Source organism: Flavobacterium soyae (assembly GCF_021245985.1).
Lineage (GTDB): Bacteria > Bacteroidota > Bacteroidia > Flavobacteriales > Flavobacteriaceae > Flavobacterium > Flavobacterium soyae.
Genome location: NZ_JAJQXA010000026.1, coordinates 23,828 through 44,842, shown reverse-complemented (window position 1 = coordinate 44,842; position 21,015 = coordinate 23,828). Strand labels below are relative to the sequence as shown.

The window sequence follows — 21,015 nt, the reverse complement described above, 5'->3', positions numbered from 1 at the left end:
TAAAATCAGCAAGAAATAAAAAATTATCTTGAAAGTGGAATCCGAAAAACCTGAATTAATGTTTTTAGTGGACAATCTTGTTTTTACCAAAAAAAAGAAGCTGTCCTTTTGAGACAGCCTCTTGTTTATTTTACTCCTAATTACGTTCCTCTTTTAAATTAAAAATTTAAATATATCATTTTCAAACTTTTTTGTAAATTCATCCTTAATTACAGATTGCTTTTCTCCAAAATTATTGACTAAAAGATAAACGTATGGCAAGAATACATTTATTTGAATTTGAAGACCAAAAATGGTTTCCTGTTTTTTTAAGAAACTACATAACCGACTTTTTACAATTCCTGTCGAACAAAACCGGAATGTACAAACCCGTTGTTCCTTTACTTGTCGATATTTTAAAAACGAACAATACAACAACAATTATTGATCTCGCTTCAGGCGGAGGCGGTGGACTTATTTGGTTAAACAATGAATTAAAAAAAGAAATCCCGAACTTACAAATCATTCTAACTGATTATTACCCAAATATTCCGGCTTTTGAATACACTAAAAAGCAAGCTGATAATTTTGAATACATAAGTCATTCTGTCGATGCCCGAAATGTTCCTTCAGACTTAAACGGACTTAGAACTCAATTTCTTTCCTTACATCATTTTAAACCAAACGATGCGAAACAGATTTTGCAAAATGCTGTAGATTCTAAATCTTCAATTGCCATTTTTGAAGTTCAGGAAAGAAGCTTTGCCAGTATCGCAGCAATGATTTTTTCTCCAATAAGCGTTTTATTGACTACGCCATTCATCAGGCCTTTTAAACTTGGCCGCATTATTTTCACTTATTTAATTCCTGTAGTTCCTCTTTTTGTTTTATGGGATGGTATTGTTTCTTCCTTAAGAACTTATTCAGTTGAAGAAATGAATGATCTTGTAAAAGACCTACATAATACAGAATCTTATAACTGGCAGATTAACAGGGTAAAATCCGGCCCTGGAGTTGTACTGTATTTAATAGGAACAGAGAAAAAATAAATTCTTAAAGCATTTATCCCAAACATAATCCACAATTCATAATTCTTAATAATTATTTTGCAAAAGAATACTTTCTAAAAACAAAACTTTACTAAATTCGTTTGAAGAAAAATTAACCTGCTAATCCCAAATTAGTTTATGAAAAACCTACTACTTGTATCATTTATTATGATAAGCTTTTCGTCGTGGTCACAAACCGCAGAAATTTATTTTAACAAAGCTTTTAACAAAGCTGCAACCGGAAATTACAAAAGCGCAATTGCTGATTACACAAAAGCCATTGGCAAAAATTCTAAATTTGTTGAAGCGTATCAAAATCGTGGCGTTGCAAAATACCAATTGAATGACTTACAAGGTGCAATGGCCGACTTTAGCAAAACAATTGAACTTGACGAAATGAATGCCGATGCTTTTACGGGCCGTGCAAACGTAAACTTCAAACTGTCAAAATTCCACGAAGCTATTCAAGATTGTACTTCTTCACTTGGTTTAAACCCAAGAGATTATGTTGCTTACAATTTACGAGGTTTAGCTTACAATAAAATTGGAGACAAAGCCAATTCCTGCAAAGATTTCCTAAAAGCAATCGAATTAGGAAGCCAAAGTGCTATAAAAAACAAAAGAACTTTTTGTAAATAATAATTTGAAATTATCTTAATAAAAAAGCAATCTGCAAATACATTCTTTTGCTGATTGCTTTTTGTATTTTATTATAATAATTTATCTGTCCAAGAAAGTATTAACACAATAAAAACAGATTGGAGCTTGTAACCAAAAGGAATTTATTATATTTCGATTTCAAATGAAAAATGGACACAGCACCAAAAAAATAATCAAACAATAACAGTAAAAACTGCATGTCACTTTTAAGAAAAATAAATAACCTTCAAACAGATAAAAATTCAGGATTTGGTACTAATGCCGGAAGCTACGGCGGAAGATTTGTAAATAAAAACGGAACTCCAAATATAGAAAAAAGAGGTATGCACCTGCTCCGACGAACAAGCTGGTACCATACCATGATTGATATGCCGAATTGGAAGTTCATGTTTATTTTATTTTCTTTCTATATTATAATCAATTTTATTTTTGCTGTTATTTATTATGCCATCGGAATCGAACATTTGGACGGAATTGCCCAATCGGGAAGCATTTTAACCCAGTTTGGACAGGCCTATTTTTTTAGTGCACAGACTTTTACAACCGTTGGTTATGGACATATAAGTCCAACCGGATTCCTTACAAGTGCTTTATCTGCGGCCGAAGCCCTGATTGGTCTGCTCAGTTTTGCAATCGCAACAGGTTTATTCTTTGGAAGATTCAGCAAACCAACAGCTTTTTTAAAATTTTCACACAATGCTTTAATCTCTCCTTATGCAGAAGGCAAAGCCTTAATGATTCGACTTGTTCCTTTTAAAAATACCAATTTTACAGATGCGGCAGCAAAAGTTACTTTAGGAATGAGTATTGAAGAAAACGGCCAGAGGGTAAATAAATTTTATAATCTTAACCTCGAATTAGATCGTATAAATGCACTTTCGTTAAGCTGGACATTAGTTCACCCAATTGATGAAAACAGTCCGCTGTACAATTATACCGAAGAAGATTTTAACAAAACTCATGGTGAGATTTTAGTCTTTATTACCACTTTTGATGACATGTTTAGTAATACAGTGGCAGCCAGAACTTCATATACCTTCAGTGAAATAATTTACGGCGCAAAATTCAGGACTATGTACAACCGAAGTAAAGATGGTACTAAAACGATTTTGCATTTAGACAAATTAAATCAATTTGATACTATAACCTTCTCATAAGGTATCATTTTTATCAAGTTTTAAAGGTTTTTTGAGATTTTATTTTACTTTTGTTTACATAATCGTATAAAAATGGTAAACAACATAAAAACTGTTTTCAGTATAAAAGATCTTGAGAATTTATCCGGAATAAAAGCACACACGATTCGTATTTGGGAAAAAAGATATAACATTTTGGAGCCAATGCGCACTGATACCAATATCAGACTTTATAATCTGCAAAATTTACAGAAACTTCTAAACATCACCTTATTACACGAATACGGTTATAAAATTTCTAAAATAGCAACTTACCCGGAAGAAAAAATCCCGCAGTTGGTACGCGAAATTATTTCGAAGAAAAACTCTCAAAATTATGCCATTACATCTTTTAAAATGGCCATGATGAATTTTGATCAGGAACTGTTTTTCAACACTTTTGACTGGCTTATTTCTGAAAAAACGTTCAAAGAAGTTTTTAAAGAACATTTTTTGCCCTTATTAAAAGAATTAGGATTATTGTGGCAGTCGGAAACAATAACACCTGCAAATGAACACTTTATGAGTCATTTGATCAAACAGAAAATTTTAATTTATACCGAAAGCCTTCAGATTCAAAAACCAACAAAAACAGACAGAATTTTTGTTCTTTCACTTCCGTTAAATGAAATTCATCAAATTGGACTGCTTTATCTTCAATATGAAATTTTATCTAAAGGCTACAAAACCATTTATTTAGGCGAAAGTATGCCCATTGAAAATCTGCAGGATTTAACCAAGCATTTTGAAAACATCACTTTTGTATCCTTTATGACTATCCAGCCAGATCGCAGCGTTATTAACCAATATGTAAAATCAATGGGGCAAAAACTGCTGCAAAAAAATAATGAAATCTGGCTTATGGGTAAAATGGTCGAACACATCGATCAAAAAGTACTGCCGGAAAGAATCCGTATTTTTGATTCCATGGAAGAAACAATAGAAACAATTTAAATATTCTGTTTAAAGTTTTTGTATATTTGTTAAACAAAAATGACAAAAACTATCGCAATAATAGGATCAGGCTTTTCTTCGCTAGCCGCTTCTTGTTACCTGGCACAACAAGGAAACAAGGTCACTATTTATGAAAAAAATCTAACCATTGGCGGTCGGGCAAGACAATTCAAAAAAAACGGTTTTACATTTGATATGGGACCAAGCTGGTATTGGATGCCAGATGTTTTTGAACGTTTTTTTAATGACTTCAACAAAAAACCATCAGATTATTACGAGCTTATAAAACTAAATCCTGCCTATCGCGTTTATTTTGGCATAAATGATTTTATCAGTATTTATGACAGTTTAGAAGAAATTAAAACCACATTTGAAGAAATTGAAAAAGGAAGTGGTAAACAACTGGAAACCTTTATTAATCAAGCCAAAAGCAATTATGATATTGCTATAAAAGATTTAGTGTATCGTCCCGGAGTTTCTCCTCTGGAATTAATCACAAAAAAAACGGTTTTAAAACTCAATCAATTTTTTAATAATGTCAGCTCTGATATTCGCAAGAAATTTAAAAATGAAAGACTGATTCAAATTCTCGAATTTCCCGTTTTATTCCTCGGAGCGAAGCCAGCTAAAACACCATCATTTTACAATTTTATGAATTATGCCGATTTCGGACTCGGAACCTGGCATCCAAAAACCGGAATGTTTGATGTCATTCGAGGAATCGAAAAATTAGCTTTAGAACTTGGCGTTACCATCAAAACAAATTCTTCCATTGAGAAAATAATTGTTGAAAACAGAACTGCCTCGGGAATTATTGTAAATGGAAAAACAATAAAAGCTGACATCATTTTAAGTGGAGCAGATTATCAGCATACTGAAACTTTACTGGAAAAAGAACATCAGGTTTATTCTCAAAAATATTGGGAGAGTCGAATCTTTGCCCCATCTTCTCTCTTGTTTTTTATAGGGTTCAATAAGAAAATTGAGAACATTTCGCATCATGCCTTATTTTTTGATGTCGATTTTAATCAGCATGCGGCAGATATTTATGACAATCCAAAATGGCCTGAAGCTCCTTTATTTTATGCCAATTTCCCGTCTAAAACAGATCAGACTGCTGCACCAGACGGAATGGAAACTGGGTTCTTCTTAATTCCGCTGGCACCCGGAATTGAAGATAACGAAACATTAAGAGAGGCATATTTCGAAAAGATAATTACTCGTTTTGAGCAGCTTACACAACAGAAAATCAGAAATAATATTATATTTAAGGAATCCTTTTGTAAAAACGATTTTGAAGCAGATTATAACGCCTATAAAGGAAACGCTTACGGAATGGCTAATACATTATTACAAACCGCATTTTTGCGTCCAAAACTAAAAAGCAAAAAAGTACGTAACTTATATTTTACAGGGCAATTGACAGTTCCCGGGCCAGGTGTTCCGCCTGCATTAATTTCAGGAAAACTAGCTGCTGAATTAATTCAAAAATCTTTAAGGTCTTAAAAAATGAAAACATTATTCGACGCCGTTTCTTTTAAATGCAGCAAATTGATTACCAAGAACTACAGTTCCTCTTTTTCGCTTGCTGTAAAAATGCTGTCGCCAAGCATTCGCGATGCCATTTACAGCATTTACGGATTTGTTCGTTTTGCTGATGAAATTGTAGATTCTTTTCACGATTATGATAAAGAATCCCTGATTGACGATTTCGAAAAAGAATATTACAAAGCAATGGAGTTAGGAATCAGCCTAAATCCTATTTTAAATTCTTTTCAGCATACTGTAAAAGAATATAATATTACCGACGATTTGGTTCAGGCTTTTTTAAAAAGCATGAAACTCGACCTTATAAAATCAACTTACAACACACAAGCCGAATATGCTGATTACATTTACGGTTCTGCCGATGTTGTAGGTTTAATGTGTTTAAAGGTTTTTGTATCGGGAAAAGAACATAAATACGAACAGTTAAAAAACGAATCCATGCGATTAGGATCGGCCTTTCAGAAAGTGAATTTTTTGAGAGATTTAAAAGATGACAATACCATCTTGAACCGAACTTATTTTCCGGGCGTTAACCTCAACAATTTCAACGAAGATTCAAAAGCACAGATCATCAAAGAAATCGAAGAAGATTTTCGTATTGCATATCAGGGAATTGTAAAACTGCCAATCGAAGCCAAATTTGGCGTTTATACCGCATATGTTTATTACAGAAAACTGCTTAAAAAACTAAAAAAAACACCTTCTCATGAAATTGGAAATTCAAGAATCCGGGTTTCAAATTATACAAAAGCAGGGCTTTTAGCACAGTCGTTTGTGACATATAAATTGAAGCTGGTTTAGATTAAACGAACAGTTTGTCATTTCGACCGAAGGGAGAAATCGCACTCGAAACTCCGCAATGTGAAGAACCAATCTTTGTCGAATCCCGTGTGCGATTTCTCCCTTCGGTCGAAATGACAAACAAAAAAATAATCTTTAGAGTCAATCTTTAATAAACTATAGCTAAACTCTACAGATTTTAAATCATAATTTTAATAACAACATTTATAAAATGATTTCTTTTTTAATCTTTTTAGGCGTTTTTCTGTTTATGGAATGTGTTACCTGGCTTACACACAAATATATAATGCACGGTTTTATGTGGTATTTTCATGCTGATCATCATCAGCCAAAATACGAGCATACTTTTGAGCGCAACGACATTTTCTTTGTCATTTTTGCTACGCCGAGTATTCTTTTATTTTATTTTGGAGTTGAGGGCGGATTCAACTATTTGTTTTTTATTGCCTGCGGTATTACGCTTTACGGAGCTTGTTATTTTTTAATTCACGATGTATTAATCCATCAGCGTTTTAAATGGTTTAAAAACACCAAAAACAAATACCTCGTCGGACTCAGAAAGGCGCATAAAATACACCACAAACACCTAAATAAAGAAAAAGGAGAATGTTTCGGAATGTTGTTTGTACCATTAAAATATTATAAAATGTAATTATTTGGGCGTTCCAAAAAACATTTGTAACAATTGATTTAGTTAGAAGATGAAATTATACAAGATAGCAACCGTACAATATGTAAATGCCAAGGTCGAAGACTGCTGGGATTTTTTCTCCAGTCCCAAAAACCTGCAGACTATTACACTCGACAATATGAATTTTAAAATCAAAGATTTTGATGAAAAGCGAATGTATCACGGGCAGATTATAACCTATACTTTACGGCCGCTTTTAGGAATAAAAATTTCGTGGGTTACAGAAATCACAGCCTGTAAAGAAAATCATTATTTTATCGACGTTCAGCGTTTTGGCCCTTATAAATTATGGCATCATAAACACTTTTTTGAACGAACAGCCGATGGCGGAACCAAAATGACAGACATCGTTCATTATGCGCTCCCACTCGGAATATTGGGAAGAATTATGAATAGATTAGTGGTGAAGAACAAACTAAAGACCATTTTTGATTTCCGTTATAATAAGATCGAGGAATTGTTTAATTCAAAATCACAGCCAAAGATTATACAGATTAATGCAGAGCAAAAAAGCATATAATTTATTTTTAAACACATAGAGACATAGTATTCATAGCTTTTAAAAAGGCGTTTCACTTGCATAAACAAACATAGATATTACTATGTGTTAGAAACTTGTTTCTTTTTATATTCTTTTACAAGAAAAACAGAACCTATGTTTCTATGTGTTTAAAAAACCACACACAATACAAAATATTCGTCAAGCGAAAATTATAAAATGACAAAACAAAAAGTTTCCTTTTTCTGGTTCAGACGAGATTTACGTTTAGAAGACAATACCGGATTATTTCAAGCCTTACAAGCCAATTTTCCTGTAATTCCATTATTTATTTTTGATGATGATATTCTGGACAATCTTCCAAAAAATGATGCACGGGTAAGTTTCATTTACGATTCACTTCAAAAAATAAATACCGAATTAAATACTTTTGAATCTTCTATTTTAATCAAAAAAGGAAAAACAAAAAATGTTTGGAAATCACTTCTGGAAGAATTCGATATTCAAAACGTATTCTTCAATAAAGATTATGAACCTTTTACTATTAAACGCGATACTGCAATTTGCTCTTTATTGAAGGTAAATAATATTGAATGTTTTTCTTTTAAAGACCACGTTATTTTTGAAGAAAAAGAAATCACAAAAGCCGACGGGCTTCCGTACACGGTTTATACACCTTATAAAAATAAATGGCTCGAAAAGTATCATTTAGCAGGATCTGCTCCAGAATATGATTCTGCTCCATTTCAATCTAATTTTGCAAAAAATCAATTTCCATTTCCAGAATTAGCAGCAATTGGTTTTGAAAAAAGCCCGATAAAAGTGCAGCCGCACAACTTAACTCAAATTACCAATTATAAAGAAACAAGAGATTTTCCGGCTCTTGACAGTACTTCTTATCTTTCTCCTCATTTACGTTTCGGAACCGTAAGTATTCGAAAATTAGTAAACTGGGCAAATCGAAAAAATCAGACTTTTTTAAGCGAATTAATTTGGAGAGAATTCTTTATTCAGATTCTGTTCAGTTTTCCTAATTGTGTCAATCATAATTTTAAATCGGCATACGACGGAATTCAATGGCGAAATAATGAAGAGGATTTCAAACGCTGGTGTTCTGGAACAACCGGATACGCTATGGTCGATGCCGGGATGCGCCAGCTAAACGAAACAGGTTATATGCACAATCGTGTTCGTATGGTTGTGGCTAGTTTTTTATGCAAACATTTATTGATTAACTGGCAGTGGGGCGAAGCTTATTTTGCCAAAAAACTACTGGATTTCGAACTGGCTTCAAACGTTGGAAACTGGCAATGGGCTGCAGGAACAGGCTGTGATGCAGCACCGTATTTCAGGGTTTTTAATCCTGAAATACAACAAAAGAAGTTTGACGAAAAAGGCGAATATATCCGCAAATGGATTCCTGAGTTTGATTTTGGTTATAATGAACCTATGATTGATCATACCTTTGCGAGAGATCGCGCGATTGCAACTTATAAAGCGGGAATCATTAAATAAAATTCCAATTCCAAATTGTTCTTAATCTTGTCATCCTGAGGAACGAAGGATCACACTAGAAGCTCCGCAAACAATATCGCCAATCTTTGTCGATTTCCGAATGTGATCCTTCGTTCCTCAGGATGACAAACTAGACAAAAAAATCTTTGTCAAATGTTTCAAGTTTCACGCTGCGTAACCTGAAACTTGAAACCTGAAACAAAAGAAACAATTCTTAATACTTCAAATAATTCTCCACAGCAATTTTCGCTTTCAAATCGAACATTAAACTATAAAGTCCAAAGAACAGTTCATGTAAATAAATTTGTATCCGCTCTTTTTTTGCATTTTTCTCTAATAAATGCTATTCTAATACTTATTTCTTCGGCAAAATCCTTTTCTTTTCAATAAGGCCGTTTTCTTTCAAAATACACAACTGATTAACAATCAAGTATTTATTTTATTTGTAAGAAAAAAAATACGTTAATTTATGTTTGTAAGTTTTTAAATACAAAATTTTTTATATATTTTGCATTTTTTTTAAGTACAAAATATAATTTTTGTTATAACAATTAAACAAGTAAAAAACATATATAAAACAACTTAGCAACCTTTTATTGGTATCAATTTTAAATTTTAAAAATAATGAATATGAAGAAAATTGTATGTATGCTTTTATTAGCTCAGAGTTCATTTATGATGGCGCAGACAGAAACGTTTATTACCACCAATGGTAAAAAAGTAGAAATAAATCCTAACTCATTAAATACTGCTGACAATGGCTTATCTGCAAGTAATGGAAAAGTTCAATTAGGAGGAACATTGAATAAACCTACACAAATTGTAACAACCAGCTCAAATACATTAACAATACAAGGACTGCAAACTGGTGCCGGTACAGATAATGTACTGGTTGCAGATGCTAATGGTGTATTAAAATGGGTAACAAGATCCTCTTTTTTGGGTGATAATTTAGGTAATCATACCGCTGCTCAAAATTTAAATATGAGCAATAAAAACATTACTAATATTAGCAATGCTTATATTAAAAATGAAGCCCAAATTCTAGATAGAACCCCTGAAAATACTAATTATTTTTCATTATATAAGAGTAATGGAATATTTGGCATTTATAGTTCAAATAAAGGAGGAAATCCCCTTGAAATTGATGAGGCAACTGGTAAAAATACTGTAAGCTCACTTCGAATAACAAAAGGAACAGATAATATAGCCCCTGTTGCTGGTGCGATTGCTACTTCTGCAGATAATAATGGTAATGTAAAATGGGTGGCTCCATCTGAAGTAACTCCTGTAGGAACTGCCTTTTTTAAATATACATTACAAAGTGACGCAAGTTTTGCAGGTAATAATGGAAAAGTGAAATTTGATAATAAAATCGTTGATAAAAGTAATTTAAAAGCTAGTATCGTTGATAATAGCGGAACTTATTCAATATTTGTTGTCCCAAAGACAGGTTTTTACAGCATTACGGCAGCAGTTTATCAGTTTTTTGCCAGTACCGGGACTATTTCTACACCTGTAACAATGAGAGGGTCTGTTTATATAAATAATGAAACTACTGGAACAAAAATAGGAACTGTCGATCTTTATGCACTTTCAGTTAGTCCTTATTATTGGACACCTGGTTTATTAACATCGATAGAAAAATTAAATGCGGGTGATAAAATATCTGTTAGCTTTAGTAATAATTTTGCATCTCAATCTGGTATCAATGCTGGAACTAATATTGCAGGAGATGGCGGGCATCCATCAGTTACCTATTTTTCAGGTTACTTTATTTCAGAATAATAAAAAAGATACTTTTAAGGAAGTAGATTATCTTTTTGCACATTGTTTTCTTAAAAGAGGAAGTTACAGCTTCCTCTTTTTTGTTAAAAACCCTAATACTTCAAATAATTCTCAACCACAATTTTCGCCTTCAAATCGAACATTAAATTATAAAGTCCGAAGAAAGTACGGTTCATATAAATAAAGTGCTTAGAACCACGATTTCCGTTCATTTTTTTCAAATTTGTATCTTCAGAAAAACGTTTGCCTAATTCTGCAATCGCGTTAAAAAAAGTTTCATCGGCAAAATCGAAAGTTTCATTTTGAAAAGGCTTCGTGAAAAGCGATAATAAATCATGAAACATTTCGGTGAAATATTCTACTTCTGCCGGAGTATCATCTGGACGAAGGATTTCTAATTCGAATAATTTTTTATTAAAAAGCTTCTCGTCTGTAATCACATTTTTATTGATTAACTCAAAATATGGTGTATAAAACTCCTCAGGAATTTGTTTCATACAGCCAAAATCCAGGGCAATTAATTGGTTTTCATCGTTAACCAAAAAGTTTCCAGGATGCGGGTCTGCATGTACTTTTCGCAAAACATGAATTTGGTACATATAAAAATCCCAAAGCGCCTGCCCTATTTTATCTGCAGCTTCCTGATCTGTATTTTTAGCTGTAAATTCAGAAAGATGAATTCCCGTCATCCAATCCATTGTAATGATTTTCTCTGATGAAAATTCCGGATAGTAATTCGGGAAAATAATATTTTCAATTTTACTGCAGGCTTCTACAACTTCCTGACTTTGTTTTAATTCTAACAAATAGTTCGTTTCTTCGATAAGTTTATCTTCAACTTCTTTGAAATATTTATCTGAATCTTTTCCCTGCAGATTAAACATTCTAATTGCAATTGGTTTTACCAAAGCCAAGTCAGAAGAAATACTGTTGGCAACACCCGGATATTGAATTTTAACGGCCAGTTTTTTATTGTTTTTCTTTGCTAAATGAACTTGACCAATACTTGCCGCATTTACAGAATTTGCATTGAACTCATCAAAAATTTCATATGGTGTTTTGCCAAAATTAGTTTTGAAAGTTTTTAAAACCAAAGGTGCAGAAAGCGGCGGAACTGAAAATTGTGATAAAGAGAATTTCTCCACATAAGCCTGAGGCAAAAAGTTTTTGTCCATGCTTAACATTTGAGCTACTTTCAAAGCGCTTCCTTTTAAGCTTTTAAGTCCGTCATAAATATCTTCGGCGTTATTTTCGTTAAGTTTATCGCGGGTTAAATCTGGGTTTACTACTTTTTCAGCATAGTGCTTTATATAATTTACTCCAATTTTGGCGCCGGTTTGAACTAATTTTCCGGCTCTTTCTATTTTTGAAGTTGGAATATAATCGATTGTTTTCATTGTTTGGTGTATATTTTTTCTTTGAATAGAAATTTTCCAAAATCTATCAAATGGTTCATTGGCGCAGCATTCATTAATTCAAATGATGCATTAACAGATTTTTCGATAAATATGTCTGTTTTTTCAAAAGCAGCAGATTCATCTTCCATCCAGAATTTAATGGTCAGCATTAATTGTAACCATGCCGATTCCTGAATGGCTTTTTCCTGAAATTTCTGCAATTTTTCCTGTTCTAATCTATAATCATCAGTTAGGATTTCAGAAACATATTCTTTAAAACTATTTCTAAGTGTAGTTACCTGAACCAGGTTTTTAAACGGATTTCTATCAATTTTAAGCGATTGTAAAACGTAACTTCTGTTTGCAGTTAGGATTTCGAAGAAAGTAAAATAGAAACTTAGCATTTTATTCTTCATGTCATATTCCTGATATTCTTCATTTTTATGAAGTAAGTTAACTGTGTTTTCAAAAAACAGTCGGAATATTTCTTTTTCTAAACCTTCTAATGTTCCAAAAAAGGAATAAAACTCAGCTTCGGTAAAATCATTTTCTTTGGCAAAATGATAAACTGATTTTGGTTTTTGGCCTTTTTCTAAAACTTCATCCATATATTTTGAAACGATATCATCTTTGGTAATTACCTTCTTTTTAGTCGCCATTTTATTTAAAATTTAGAATTTGCCATAAAGGTAAACATTGTTTAAGTACCTTTACTAATGATTAAACGGCAAGCACTGTTAAATATATTATAAACTATTATGGCTCAAAATGTTCTATTAACCGGAGGAAGCGGATTCATTGGAAAACATTTAGCAAATATTCTAATTGGAGCTGGATATTCTGTGTCAGTTTTGAGCCGTTCTGATAAAGAAAACACTTCTGAAATCACGTATTATAAATGGGATTTGGACAAAAACTATATGGATGAAAATGCCGTTCTAAATGCTGATTTCATAATTCATCTTGCGGGCGAAGGAATCGTTGAAAAAAGATGGACAGAAAAGAGAAAAAAAGCAATTTTGGAAAGCCGCATAAAACCAATTGATTTGATTTTTTCGGTTTTAGAAAAAAACAATAAAAAGCTTAATGCTTTTATTTCGGCATCGGGAGTTGGAATTTACGGCGCTGTTACCAGTCACAAAATTTGTACAGAAGAAACGCCGGCGGCAGATGACTTTTTAGGCACAACCTGTCGGGTTTGGGAAAATGCAGCTGATAAGATCGAAGCATTAGGCATTCGAACCGTAAAAATCAGAACCGCAATTGTTTTGGGAAAAGATGAAGGGTTCCTAAAAAAAGTTAACCCTAATTTTAAATCTGGTTTTGGGGCAGTTTTAGGTTCGGGAAAACAATATTTACCCTGGATTCATATCGAAGATTTATCTCAAATTTATTGTAAAGCAGTTTCAGATGACCAAATGCATGGTCCGTATAATGCGGCCGTGACAGATAACACTACAAATTTGAGGTTTTCAAAAATATTAGCAGCATTATACGGATATGCTATCTGGCTTCCTAAAATCCCTCCTTTTATTCTTAGAATTGTTTTAGGAGAAATGAGTGAAGCTGTTTTGACAGGGCAAAGGGTGTCATCAGAAAAAATACAAAAAACCGGATTTGAATTTCAGTTTACCGATTTAGAAAAAGCACTTATAGCAAGCATTAATTAAAAATCATTTCAAAGTTAAATACTTCATATCTTCGCTTTGTACAACTCCAAGTAAATTAGTATTAGCAGTTTTTGAAATTTTACTGGCTACAACACTTGGTATTGCAATATTAAAATCTGAAAGTGAAATTGGATAATTACACGAAATTTGAATTCCGTCAGGAACTCTTTTTATCAAAGCTTTCATTTCAATAATTTTCGATTTTCCGTGCAGATAAAGCTTTCCCTTTACATCATATTCCTTTTCAATTCCATCAACGTTTTTTAAATCAAATTTTGCAACTTTCCCTTTAAATACAGCCTTTGGATAACGATGGCTTTCAATATAGTTTTCATTAAAATGCTCTTGCATTAAATCCATTTTAAAACGAAAATCTTTGATTACAACAGTACAAATTAAAGCACTTGTTTCTGGTTCAAGAATAATAGACCCGAGTTTATTTACTGCTTTTACTTCTTCAAAAAAAGGAACAGAAGCTTCAAAATTTACAACTGCCTTAGTGGTTTTAAATTTGTCTTGGGCAAGTATTGAAAATGCAGTAAAAAATAAAATAAGCAATGTAGTTCTTTTCATAATCGTCATCAATTAAACAATTATGTCATTCTATTTTTAAGAAGAAAATTACAAGATAAAAAATAGAACGGCAGTACTCCGTGAAAAAATTTCGTAACCAAATTTTATACTTAAAGTTACGAAATTTCGAGACGCAGAGTTCTTGAACTAGTGCTAAATATTTGTGAATATTTTGGGGTGTAAAATGGCAGTTGTAATATGTAAAATGTAAAGTCCTTACGGGACAAAAACGTGGTTACAATTTTATTTTTTTTCTACCGATATGTAATCTCTACGAGATATTTTTTTTAATTTGATAGTGAAACAACAAATGCCGTGTAGTCCCTACAGGACAAAAACGATGTCGTCAATTTATTTTTTTTCTACCGATATATAATCTCTACGAGATATTCCGCTAGGAATTATATATCGGTAGCTAAAAAATAACGAATGACCCAAATGTCCCGTAGGGACTTCACAGCCATTCACACGATTGATCAATTTTTATCCATGCATTGGCGTGCAGATCTCCAATAAAAAACCATCTGTATCTCTAACATAGGCAACAACTTGTCCCCATGGTTTTTTCTTTGGTTCTGTAACTAAAACAGCCCCAAACGAAGTTGCTTTTTGAACGAGCTCACCAACATCTTCTGTTATGAAACCTAATTCAATGGCAAAAGGTTTGGCTTCTAAACTGCTTTCTATAAAACCATCGCTTAAATTATGCGATGCTAACTTTTTTGATGCGAAAGAAATTGTAGTTTCTCCGGTATTTAATTCTCCGTAATCATTATCCGGGCTTATAAATTTTCTTGTAAACCCAAATGCGTTTTCATAAAATTCTATTGATTTTGCTACGTTCTCAACGTACAAAATTGTATATCCAAACTTTATCATGTATTTTAGTTTAAATGTGCGTTAAATAAAGATAGGGAAATTTAGCTGATCTCTAAAAGCACATTGTATTTATCTAAGCTTGCTAAGTCTTCGATTGAGTTAATATTGGCAATTTTTTCGTGTTCTTCTACTTCTTTTCTAACTTCGATGTGTTTGATTGCTTTTCTAAAACGTCGTACTTCTTCGAGATTAGATAAAATAAGTCCTGGAACGGGAACACTTTTTCCTTCCTTATCTTTGGCAACCATTGTAAAATAAGACGAATTACAATGTTTTATAACTCCGGTTTGAATATTCTCCGCTTCAACACGAATGCCTACTATCATTGAGCTTCTTCCAACATAATTTACAGAAGCTTTCATGGTTACTAATTCTCCAACTTCTATTGGTTTAAGAAAGTTTACTGTGTCAACAGAAGCCGTTACACAATAGTTACCGCTAAATTTTGAAGCCGAAGCAAACGCTATCTGATCCAGCAGCTGTAAAATATATCCCCCATGAATTTTACCGCTAAAGTTGGTATGCGACGGAAGCATTAATTCTGAAATGCTGATTTTTGATGAAGAAACGGGTTTAAAATCTGTAGTCATGTTTTTGTTTTTGGAAATTTCTATAATTATTATTTTAAACACATAGAAACATAGTTTTCAAATGTCGTTAAAGGTGTTTCACTTGCATTAACAAACATAGATAACTATGTGTTAGAAACTAGTTTCTTTTTAATTCTTTCACAGAAAAATATCCCGATAGCTATCGCGACTATGTGTTTAAATATTTTCTTGATTCAATAATTCATTTTCATCCGTATTTAAAGCTCTGTTGATGATATTTTCGGGAAGTGATTTCTTGGCTTTTGCACCCATTTTTTTCAATTTTTCTACACTCGAAATCAGGTTTCCTTTACCGTCAACAAGTTTGTTCATGGCGCTTTCATATTCTGTTTTGGTATCTTTAATTTTATTTCCAATTCGAACTAAATCGGTTACAAAACCTTCAAATTTATCGTATAAAGCTCCTGCTTGTCGGGCAATTTCAAAAGCATTTTCCTGCTGCTTTTGGTTTGCCCACATGCTGTCTATTGTACGCAGTGTTGCTAATAATGTACTTGGAGTAACAATTACAATATTTCTGTCGAAAGCTTTATTGTATAAAGTCGAATCTTCGTTCAGCGCAATAGCAAAAGCCGGTTCTATCGGGATAAAAAGCAAAACAAAATCCGGGCTTTCTATTTGGTATAAATCGTGATAATTTTTATTTCCGAGTTGTTCTACGTGGCGTTTAATTGACAAAACGTGTTCTTTAAGCCAATCGATTTTTAGTAAATCAGATTCTTCGTTTACCCATTTTTCATAAGCAACAAGAGAAACTTTAGAATCGACTATCATTTTCTTACCGTCTGGAAGATTGATTACAACGTCAGGAAAAACGCGGTTTCCTTCGCTGTTTACAAAACTTTGCTGTACTTCATATTCGCGGCCTTTTTCTAAACCAGATTTTTCGAGAACGCGTTCTAAAACAAGTTCACCCCAGTTTCCCTGCATTTTGCTGTCGCCTTTTAATGCTTTGGTCAGGTTTAGGGTTTCTTTGCTCATTTGAGCATTCATTTCGCTTAAACCAATAATCTGCTGGCGAAGCGCCGCATGATAATCGATACTTTCTTTATGGGTTTGATCTACTTTTTGTTCAAATACATGAATTTTATCCTGAAGCGGCAGCAGAATATTTTTCATATTCTCGCTGTTTTGTTCTGTAAATTTTGCCGATTTTTCTTCGAGAATTTTATTGGCCAGGTTTTCAAATTCTTTGGTGAATTTTTCCTGAAGTTCGTTTATTTCACTTTTTTGTTCTTTATGGCGTTCCCATAAATTTTCAAAATCAACTTCTTTTTTAGAAAGCTGAATTGCCAGACTATCTTTTTCTGTTCTGATATTTTCCTTCTCAGAATTACTTAAATGAAGCTGTTTCTGAAAATTATTTCTTTCTATTTCAAATTGCTCTTTCTGCAGTTGAGACTGACTCGCATTTGCATTTAATCTTTCTTCTAAGCTCACTTTTTCTGCCTGAAATTTAGCAGAAAACAACATTTTTCCTAAGTATATCCCCAGAAACAAAGCAATTATAAAAGCCAATAAAAGTGGAAGAAATTCTAACATGTCTAAGTTTATTTTAAGTAAAAGTACGCAATAATACGTAGTGCTTAATTTTAAAAATTAAAATTTCACGAATTAGTATTAATTCTAAATTAAACAAACATAATTCTTTGTTTTTAACGCAACCATTTTAAAAGTGTACCATCTACATGATATAACCTATTAAAAAATAATCATGAAAAAATTAATGTTGAGCTTATTTATCGCTTTTGGATTTAGCGCCTGCTCTCTTAGTAATGACGACCTGAATGTTGATTGTGGAACTAATGCAGATTTACCTTTTTCAGGTTTCCCTCTTTTATGCAATTATAGTGTAAAAAATTTGCCTAATAATCCAAGTGCACTAATTGTAGGTTCTCAGGAAAAAATGGATGCTTATTTTACAAAACATGAAAATACATGTACAGTTGCAAGCGATCCAAACATTGATTTTTCAAAAAATTATTTAGTAGCACTTTTTGCCGGAGTAAAACCTACAAATGGTTACGCAATAAAAATTACTTCAATTGTAGAAAACAACTGCGAAATCATTATTAATTTTTATGAAAAAGGGCCGCAGACAGGAGAAACTTTAACGCAGACCCCAACTTATCCATCTGATTTCATTTTGATTCCAAGAACTTCAAAAGCAATTTTATTTAACAGAACAAACGAAAGCCCTGATAATATTGTAATTGGAAGTTTTGCAACTACAAACGACTTTTTTCAGCTCAATGACTACAATGTTTTAAAATTTCTTGGTGTAACTACCGGAAACTATGAGTTTGCACAATATAAATACAATGCAAAAACAGTAAGAAGTGAGTATACATTATTCTCAAAAACAATTCCTGCAGAAATTTTAGCAATTAAAGGTCAGACAAAAACGTATGGTACACCAGGTGCTCAAGGTGGTGTTTATTTTGAGCTTCGCCAAGGAATTACGGTAACTAAAATTACTATTGACAATAATGATACTGCAGATCAAAGCAGTGAAATTAAAGCTTTCAAAATGGCAATTAAGGCAAAAATCAACAGCCTAAAATAATATTCTTTGAGTAGTGTCTGTATCTTTTACGACCCAACAAAAGATACAGATATACTTGATAATCAAAAACTAACACAAAATACCACTGGTTCTGACTATTTACAAAATGTAGTTTTGTAAGCTTTTAAGAACTATTTTTGCAAAACCAAATTAATCCATTTTTTGAAAGACGATTTAGAGAAATATATTAAGCTTTGCATGAAAAATGACAGAGGAGGGCAACTGAAAATATATCAGTTGTTCTCTCCTGTTTTATATGGTATCTGCCTTAAGTATATGAAAAATGAAGACGATGCGAAGGATGTTTTCCAGGAAGCATTTGTAATTGTTTTTCAAAAAATAGGCCAATATAAATTTGAAGGAAGTTTTGAAGGCTGGCTAAAACGGATTTTCATTAATAAATTGATTGAAACTATAAATAAGAAGAAAAAAGAGAGTTTCTTTTTAGATGTTTTTGATCCCGATACTGATTTTATCGAAGAAGAGGAACTGGACATTATCCCGATTGAACAAGAAAAACTGTTAGAATATATTAGGGATTTACCGGATCAATATCGAACGGTTTTTAACCTTTATGTTTTTGAAAAAATGAAACACAAAGAGATTGCCGAATTATTAAAAATCTCTGAAGGAACATCAAAATCAAATTTGAATCGGGCAAAGCACATTTTGCAAAAAAGAATACTGAGCATAAAAAATTTTAAGATAGCATGAAGAAGCAAAAAATAGAAGATATTTTTTCATCAATGGAAGACTTCTCGAGTGTTCCGCCTCCTGAATTGTGGGGGCAGATTGAAGAAAAACTAGACAAACCTAAAAAGAAGAAGAGAGCAATTCTTTGGTGGTCGGCGGCTGCATGCTTATTATTAGGCTTACTGCTTCCTTCTGTGTTGTATTTTACTTCTAATAATTCCGGAATTAAAACAATACAAAACAATTCTATTGAAGATAATAATGTTGTTCTGGATCACAAAAATATTAACGCAGATAAAACCAGAAGTATTCAAACTAAAGAAAATATCCTTGAAAAAGAATCAAATAATAATCGGGTTTCATCATCAGAAAAAACAACAAATCAATCAAACAGTAATCAATTAAATCAAAATCCGGAAGCAGTTAAAGCTCAGACTGGTTCTCAAAACAAAACAAACAATAGCCGCTTTGAACCAAAATTTAACGCTGAAAGAAATAATGCCGTAGCCGAAAAATCATTTATTCCGGCAAGAAGTAAAACGTTTAATTCTGTTTCAAAAAATCAAATTTCAAACCATAAATACGGAAATTCAAATCAGGCTGCTGCCGAAAAATCATTTGTTTCAGCTGGAGGGAATGGATTTAATGCGGCATCTAAAAATCAAATTTCGACCACTAAAAAAGAGAATTTAAATAAGGCTGTCGCCGAAAAATCATTTGCCCCAAACAAATCGAATTCTTTTAATTTTGGTTCGAAAAGTCAATCAGACATTGAAAAAAGAAATGCTGATAAGATTTTGGCAGAGAAAACATTTGCTCCGGCAAAAACAAATAAATTTAATGTTGCTTCGAAAACCCAAATATCAAATTCAATTTTTGAAGAAAATCCAAATTCAAAAAACAATAACAATATTGTTTACAATGCTTTAAAATCTCCTTCTAATTCTCCTTTAAATAGAAATTTAATTGCCGTTAATACAAATAAAGAAAAACAAAACATTCAAAAAACTGCGGTTGATAAAAGCATCGTAAGCAGCCAAAACGATAATTCAAAAAACAATACTGTTTTTACCAATACCAGCGTATTAAGCAAAAAGGATTCAGTGCAGCTGGCAGAGCTTCAAAATTTAGAAAAAGGAATTGTAACTCCTGAGGAGAAAAAGAAAAAAGAAGAAAAATTATTATCAAAATCAGAAAAATGGGCTTTACAGCTTTTTGCAGGTGTTGCCAATTCTGAAAATTATAAAAACAATAAAACTTTAGGAAACGTAAACGATTCTAAACAAAGTAATTCATACGGTGTAAAAACACAGTACAAAATCAATAAAAAATGGGCCGTTGCTTCTGGTTTTAAAATTAATGAACTAGGGCAAAGTGTGGCAAATGTTTCTTATTTGAGCGCAAGAAATGAAGCTCTTTTTAGTTCGACTGATTATTTTGTAAAAAATGAAAGCGTTCCTCAAATTGCAACCAGCGCAAATTATCTTCTGGTTTCAAATAGTACTAAAGATGTGCTGCAAAGCGAAAATATCGAAACTGGAAATCTGGACCAAAATCTTCGTTACATTGAAATGCCCCTGGAAGTATCGTATTCTGTTTTTAATAAAAACAGGACAAATATTAATATAAACACTGGCGGATTTGTTGGTAAATTGATTTCAAACAGTGTATCGATAGATGGAAATTCTATGGGAGAAAACGTAAATGCAAACAACTACGTTTATGGTTCTACCTTAAGCAGTACTATACAATACCGTGTTTATAAAAAAACAAATGTATTTGTTGAGCCTGCTGTAAATTATTATGCAAATCCTTTAAGTAATCAATCTTTCAATCAATTTCAATGGGGATTGAATTTTGGATTAAATGTTAATTTTTAATATCTATAGTTTATTGTTTTTAATTACATTAGATATAACAAAAAGGCAGTTCGAATTGAACTGCCTTTTTTATTGAATTATGTTTGA

20 protein-coding genes are annotated in these 21,015 nt (G+C 32.4%); 14 read left to right on the top strand and 6 right to left on the bottom strand.

The genetic code is table 11. The features are described from left to right. The first annotated feature begins 254 nt into the window (after positions 1–254). The 10 genes from LUU93_RS20945 (at position 255) to LUU93_RS20900 (ending at position 10,659) form a co-directional block, all read left to right on the top strand. Positions 255–1,028: a hypothetical protein gene (locus LUU93_RS20945; RefSeq protein WP_232683119.1), complete on the top strand. Its 774-nt coding sequence runs from the start codon at positions 255–257 to the stop codon at positions 1,026–1,028. A gap of 138 nt (positions 1,029–1,166) precedes the next feature. Beyond that, a complete protein-coding gene (locus LUU93_RS20940) occupies positions 1,167–1,667 on the top strand; it encodes a tetratricopeptide repeat protein (protein WP_232683118.1) in 501 nt (166 codons plus the stop codon). Positions 1,668–1,885: 218 nt separating this feature from the next. Then, positions 1,886–2,845 carry an ion channel gene (locus LUU93_RS20935; protein ID WP_232683117.1) on the top strand — a complete coding sequence of 320 codons (960 nt, stop codon included), beginning with the start codon at positions 1,886–1,888 and terminating at the stop codon, positions 2,843–2,845. A gap of 72 nt (positions 2,846–2,917) precedes the next feature. After that, positions 2,918–3,817 carry a MerR family transcriptional regulator gene (locus tag LUU93_RS20930; protein WP_232683116.1) on the top strand — a complete coding sequence of 300 codons (900 nt, stop codon included), beginning with the start codon at positions 2,918–2,920 and terminating at the stop codon, positions 3,815–3,817. Positions 3,818–3,856: 39 nt separating this feature from the next. Further along, positions 3,857–5,323, top strand: a complete 1,467-nt coding sequence (crtID, locus tag LUU93_RS20925; RefSeq protein WP_232683115.1) for a bifunctional phytoene desaturase/3,4-desaturase — start codon at positions 3,857–3,859, stop codon at positions 5,321–5,323. Positions 5,324–5,326: 3 nt separating this feature from the next. After that, complete coding sequence (locus tag LUU93_RS20920) at positions 5,327–6,166, top strand: phytoene/squalene synthase family protein (RefSeq protein WP_232683114.1); 840 nt, start codon at positions 5,327–5,329, stop codon at positions 6,164–6,166. Between the two features lie 211 nt (positions 6,167–6,377). Next, a complete protein-coding gene (locus tag LUU93_RS20915; RefSeq protein WP_232683113.1) occupies positions 6,378–6,818 on the top strand; it encodes a sterol desaturase family protein in 441 nt (146 codons plus the stop codon). A gap of 49 nt (positions 6,819–6,867) precedes the next feature. Continuing rightward, positions 6,868–7,377 carry an SRPBCC family protein gene (locus LUU93_RS20910; RefSeq protein WP_232683112.1) on the top strand — a complete coding sequence of 170 codons (510 nt, stop codon included), beginning with the start codon at positions 6,868–6,870 and terminating at the stop codon, positions 7,375–7,377. Between the two features lie 198 nt (positions 7,378–7,575). Then, positions 7,576–8,871, top strand: coding sequence for a cryptochrome/photolyase family protein (locus LUU93_RS20905; RefSeq protein WP_232683110.1), 1,296 nt, complete (start codon positions 7,576–7,578; stop codon positions 8,869–8,871). Positions 8,872–9,501: 630 nt separating this feature from the next. Then, entirely contained in the window at positions 9,502–10,659 is a 1,158-nt protein-coding gene (locus tag LUU93_RS20900; protein ID WP_232683109.1) for a TNF domain-containing protein, read from the top strand. A 92-nt stretch (positions 10,660–10,751) separates the two neighbouring features. Here the strand turns inward: LUU93_RS20900 and LUU93_RS20895 are convergent, their stop codons facing one another. Then, positions 10,752–12,056, bottom strand: a complete 1,305-nt coding sequence (locus LUU93_RS20895) for an ABC1 kinase family protein (RefSeq protein ID WP_232683108.1) — start codon at positions 12,054–12,056, stop codon at positions 10,752–10,754. Further along, positions 12,053–12,715, bottom strand: a complete 663-nt coding sequence (locus tag LUU93_RS20890; protein ID WP_232683107.1) for a TetR family transcriptional regulator C-terminal domain-containing protein — start codon at positions 12,713–12,715, stop codon at positions 12,053–12,055. The genes LUU93_RS20895 and LUU93_RS20890 overlap by 4 nt, the downstream gene beginning before the upstream one ends. 99 nt (positions 12,716–12,814) lie before the next feature. On the opposite strand from LUU93_RS20890, the gene LUU93_RS20885 reads away from it, so the two are divergent. Next, positions 12,815–13,726 (top strand): TIGR01777 family oxidoreductase, encoded by a 912-nt coding sequence (locus LUU93_RS20885; protein ID WP_232683106.1) that lies wholly within the window; start codon positions 12,815–12,817, stop codon positions 13,724–13,726. A gap of 3 nt (positions 13,727–13,729) precedes the next feature. Here the strand turns inward: LUU93_RS20885 and LUU93_RS20880 are convergent, their stop codons facing one another. The 4 genes from LUU93_RS20880 to LUU93_RS20865 all read right to left on the bottom strand — a co-directional run bounded on the left by LUU93_RS20880 (position 13,730) and on the right by LUU93_RS20865 (position 17,331). Beyond that, a complete protein-coding gene (locus LUU93_RS20880; protein ID WP_232683105.1) occupies positions 13,730–14,299 on the bottom strand; it encodes a YceI family protein in 570 nt (189 codons plus the stop codon). 483 nt (positions 14,300–14,782) lie between these two features. Then, positions 14,783–15,178: a VOC family protein gene (locus tag LUU93_RS20875; RefSeq protein ID WP_232683104.1), complete on the bottom strand. Its 396-nt coding sequence runs from the start codon at positions 15,176–15,178 to the stop codon at positions 14,783–14,785. Positions 15,179–15,219: 41 nt separating this feature from the next. Continuing rightward, entirely contained in the window at positions 15,220–15,768 is a 549-nt protein-coding gene (locus LUU93_RS20870) for an acyl-CoA thioesterase (RefSeq protein WP_232683103.1), read from the bottom strand. A 177-nt stretch (positions 15,769–15,945) separates the two neighbouring features. Beyond that, positions 15,946–17,331 (bottom strand): DNA recombination protein RmuC, encoded by a 1,386-nt coding sequence (locus LUU93_RS20865; protein ID WP_232683102.1) that lies wholly within the window; start codon positions 17,329–17,331, stop codon positions 15,946–15,948. 172 nt (positions 17,332–17,503) lie between these two features. Here LUU93_RS20865 and LUU93_RS20860 point away from each other — a divergent pair, with 172 nt between their 5' ends. The 3 genes from LUU93_RS20860 to LUU93_RS20850 all read left to right on the top strand — a co-directional run bounded on the left by LUU93_RS20860 (position 17,504) and on the right by LUU93_RS20850 (position 20,928). Next, the gene (locus tag LUU93_RS20860) at positions 17,504–18,355 is read left to right on the top strand and encodes a protease complex subunit PrcB family protein (RefSeq protein WP_232683101.1); all 852 of its coding nucleotides are present in this window, start codon (positions 17,504–17,506) and stop codon (positions 18,353–18,355) included. 162 nt (positions 18,356–18,517) lie between these two features. Next, a complete protein-coding gene (locus LUU93_RS20855) occupies positions 18,518–19,069 on the top strand; it encodes an RNA polymerase sigma factor (RefSeq protein WP_232683100.1) in 552 nt (183 codons plus the stop codon). Then, on the top strand, positions 19,066–20,928 hold the full coding sequence (locus tag LUU93_RS20850) for a hypothetical protein (RefSeq protein WP_232683099.1): 1,863 nt from the start codon (positions 19,066–19,068) through the stop codon (positions 20,926–20,928). Before LUU93_RS20855 ends, LUU93_RS20850 begins: the two co-directional genes overlap by 4 nt. The last annotated feature ends 87 nt before the right edge of the window (positions 20,929–21,015 follow it).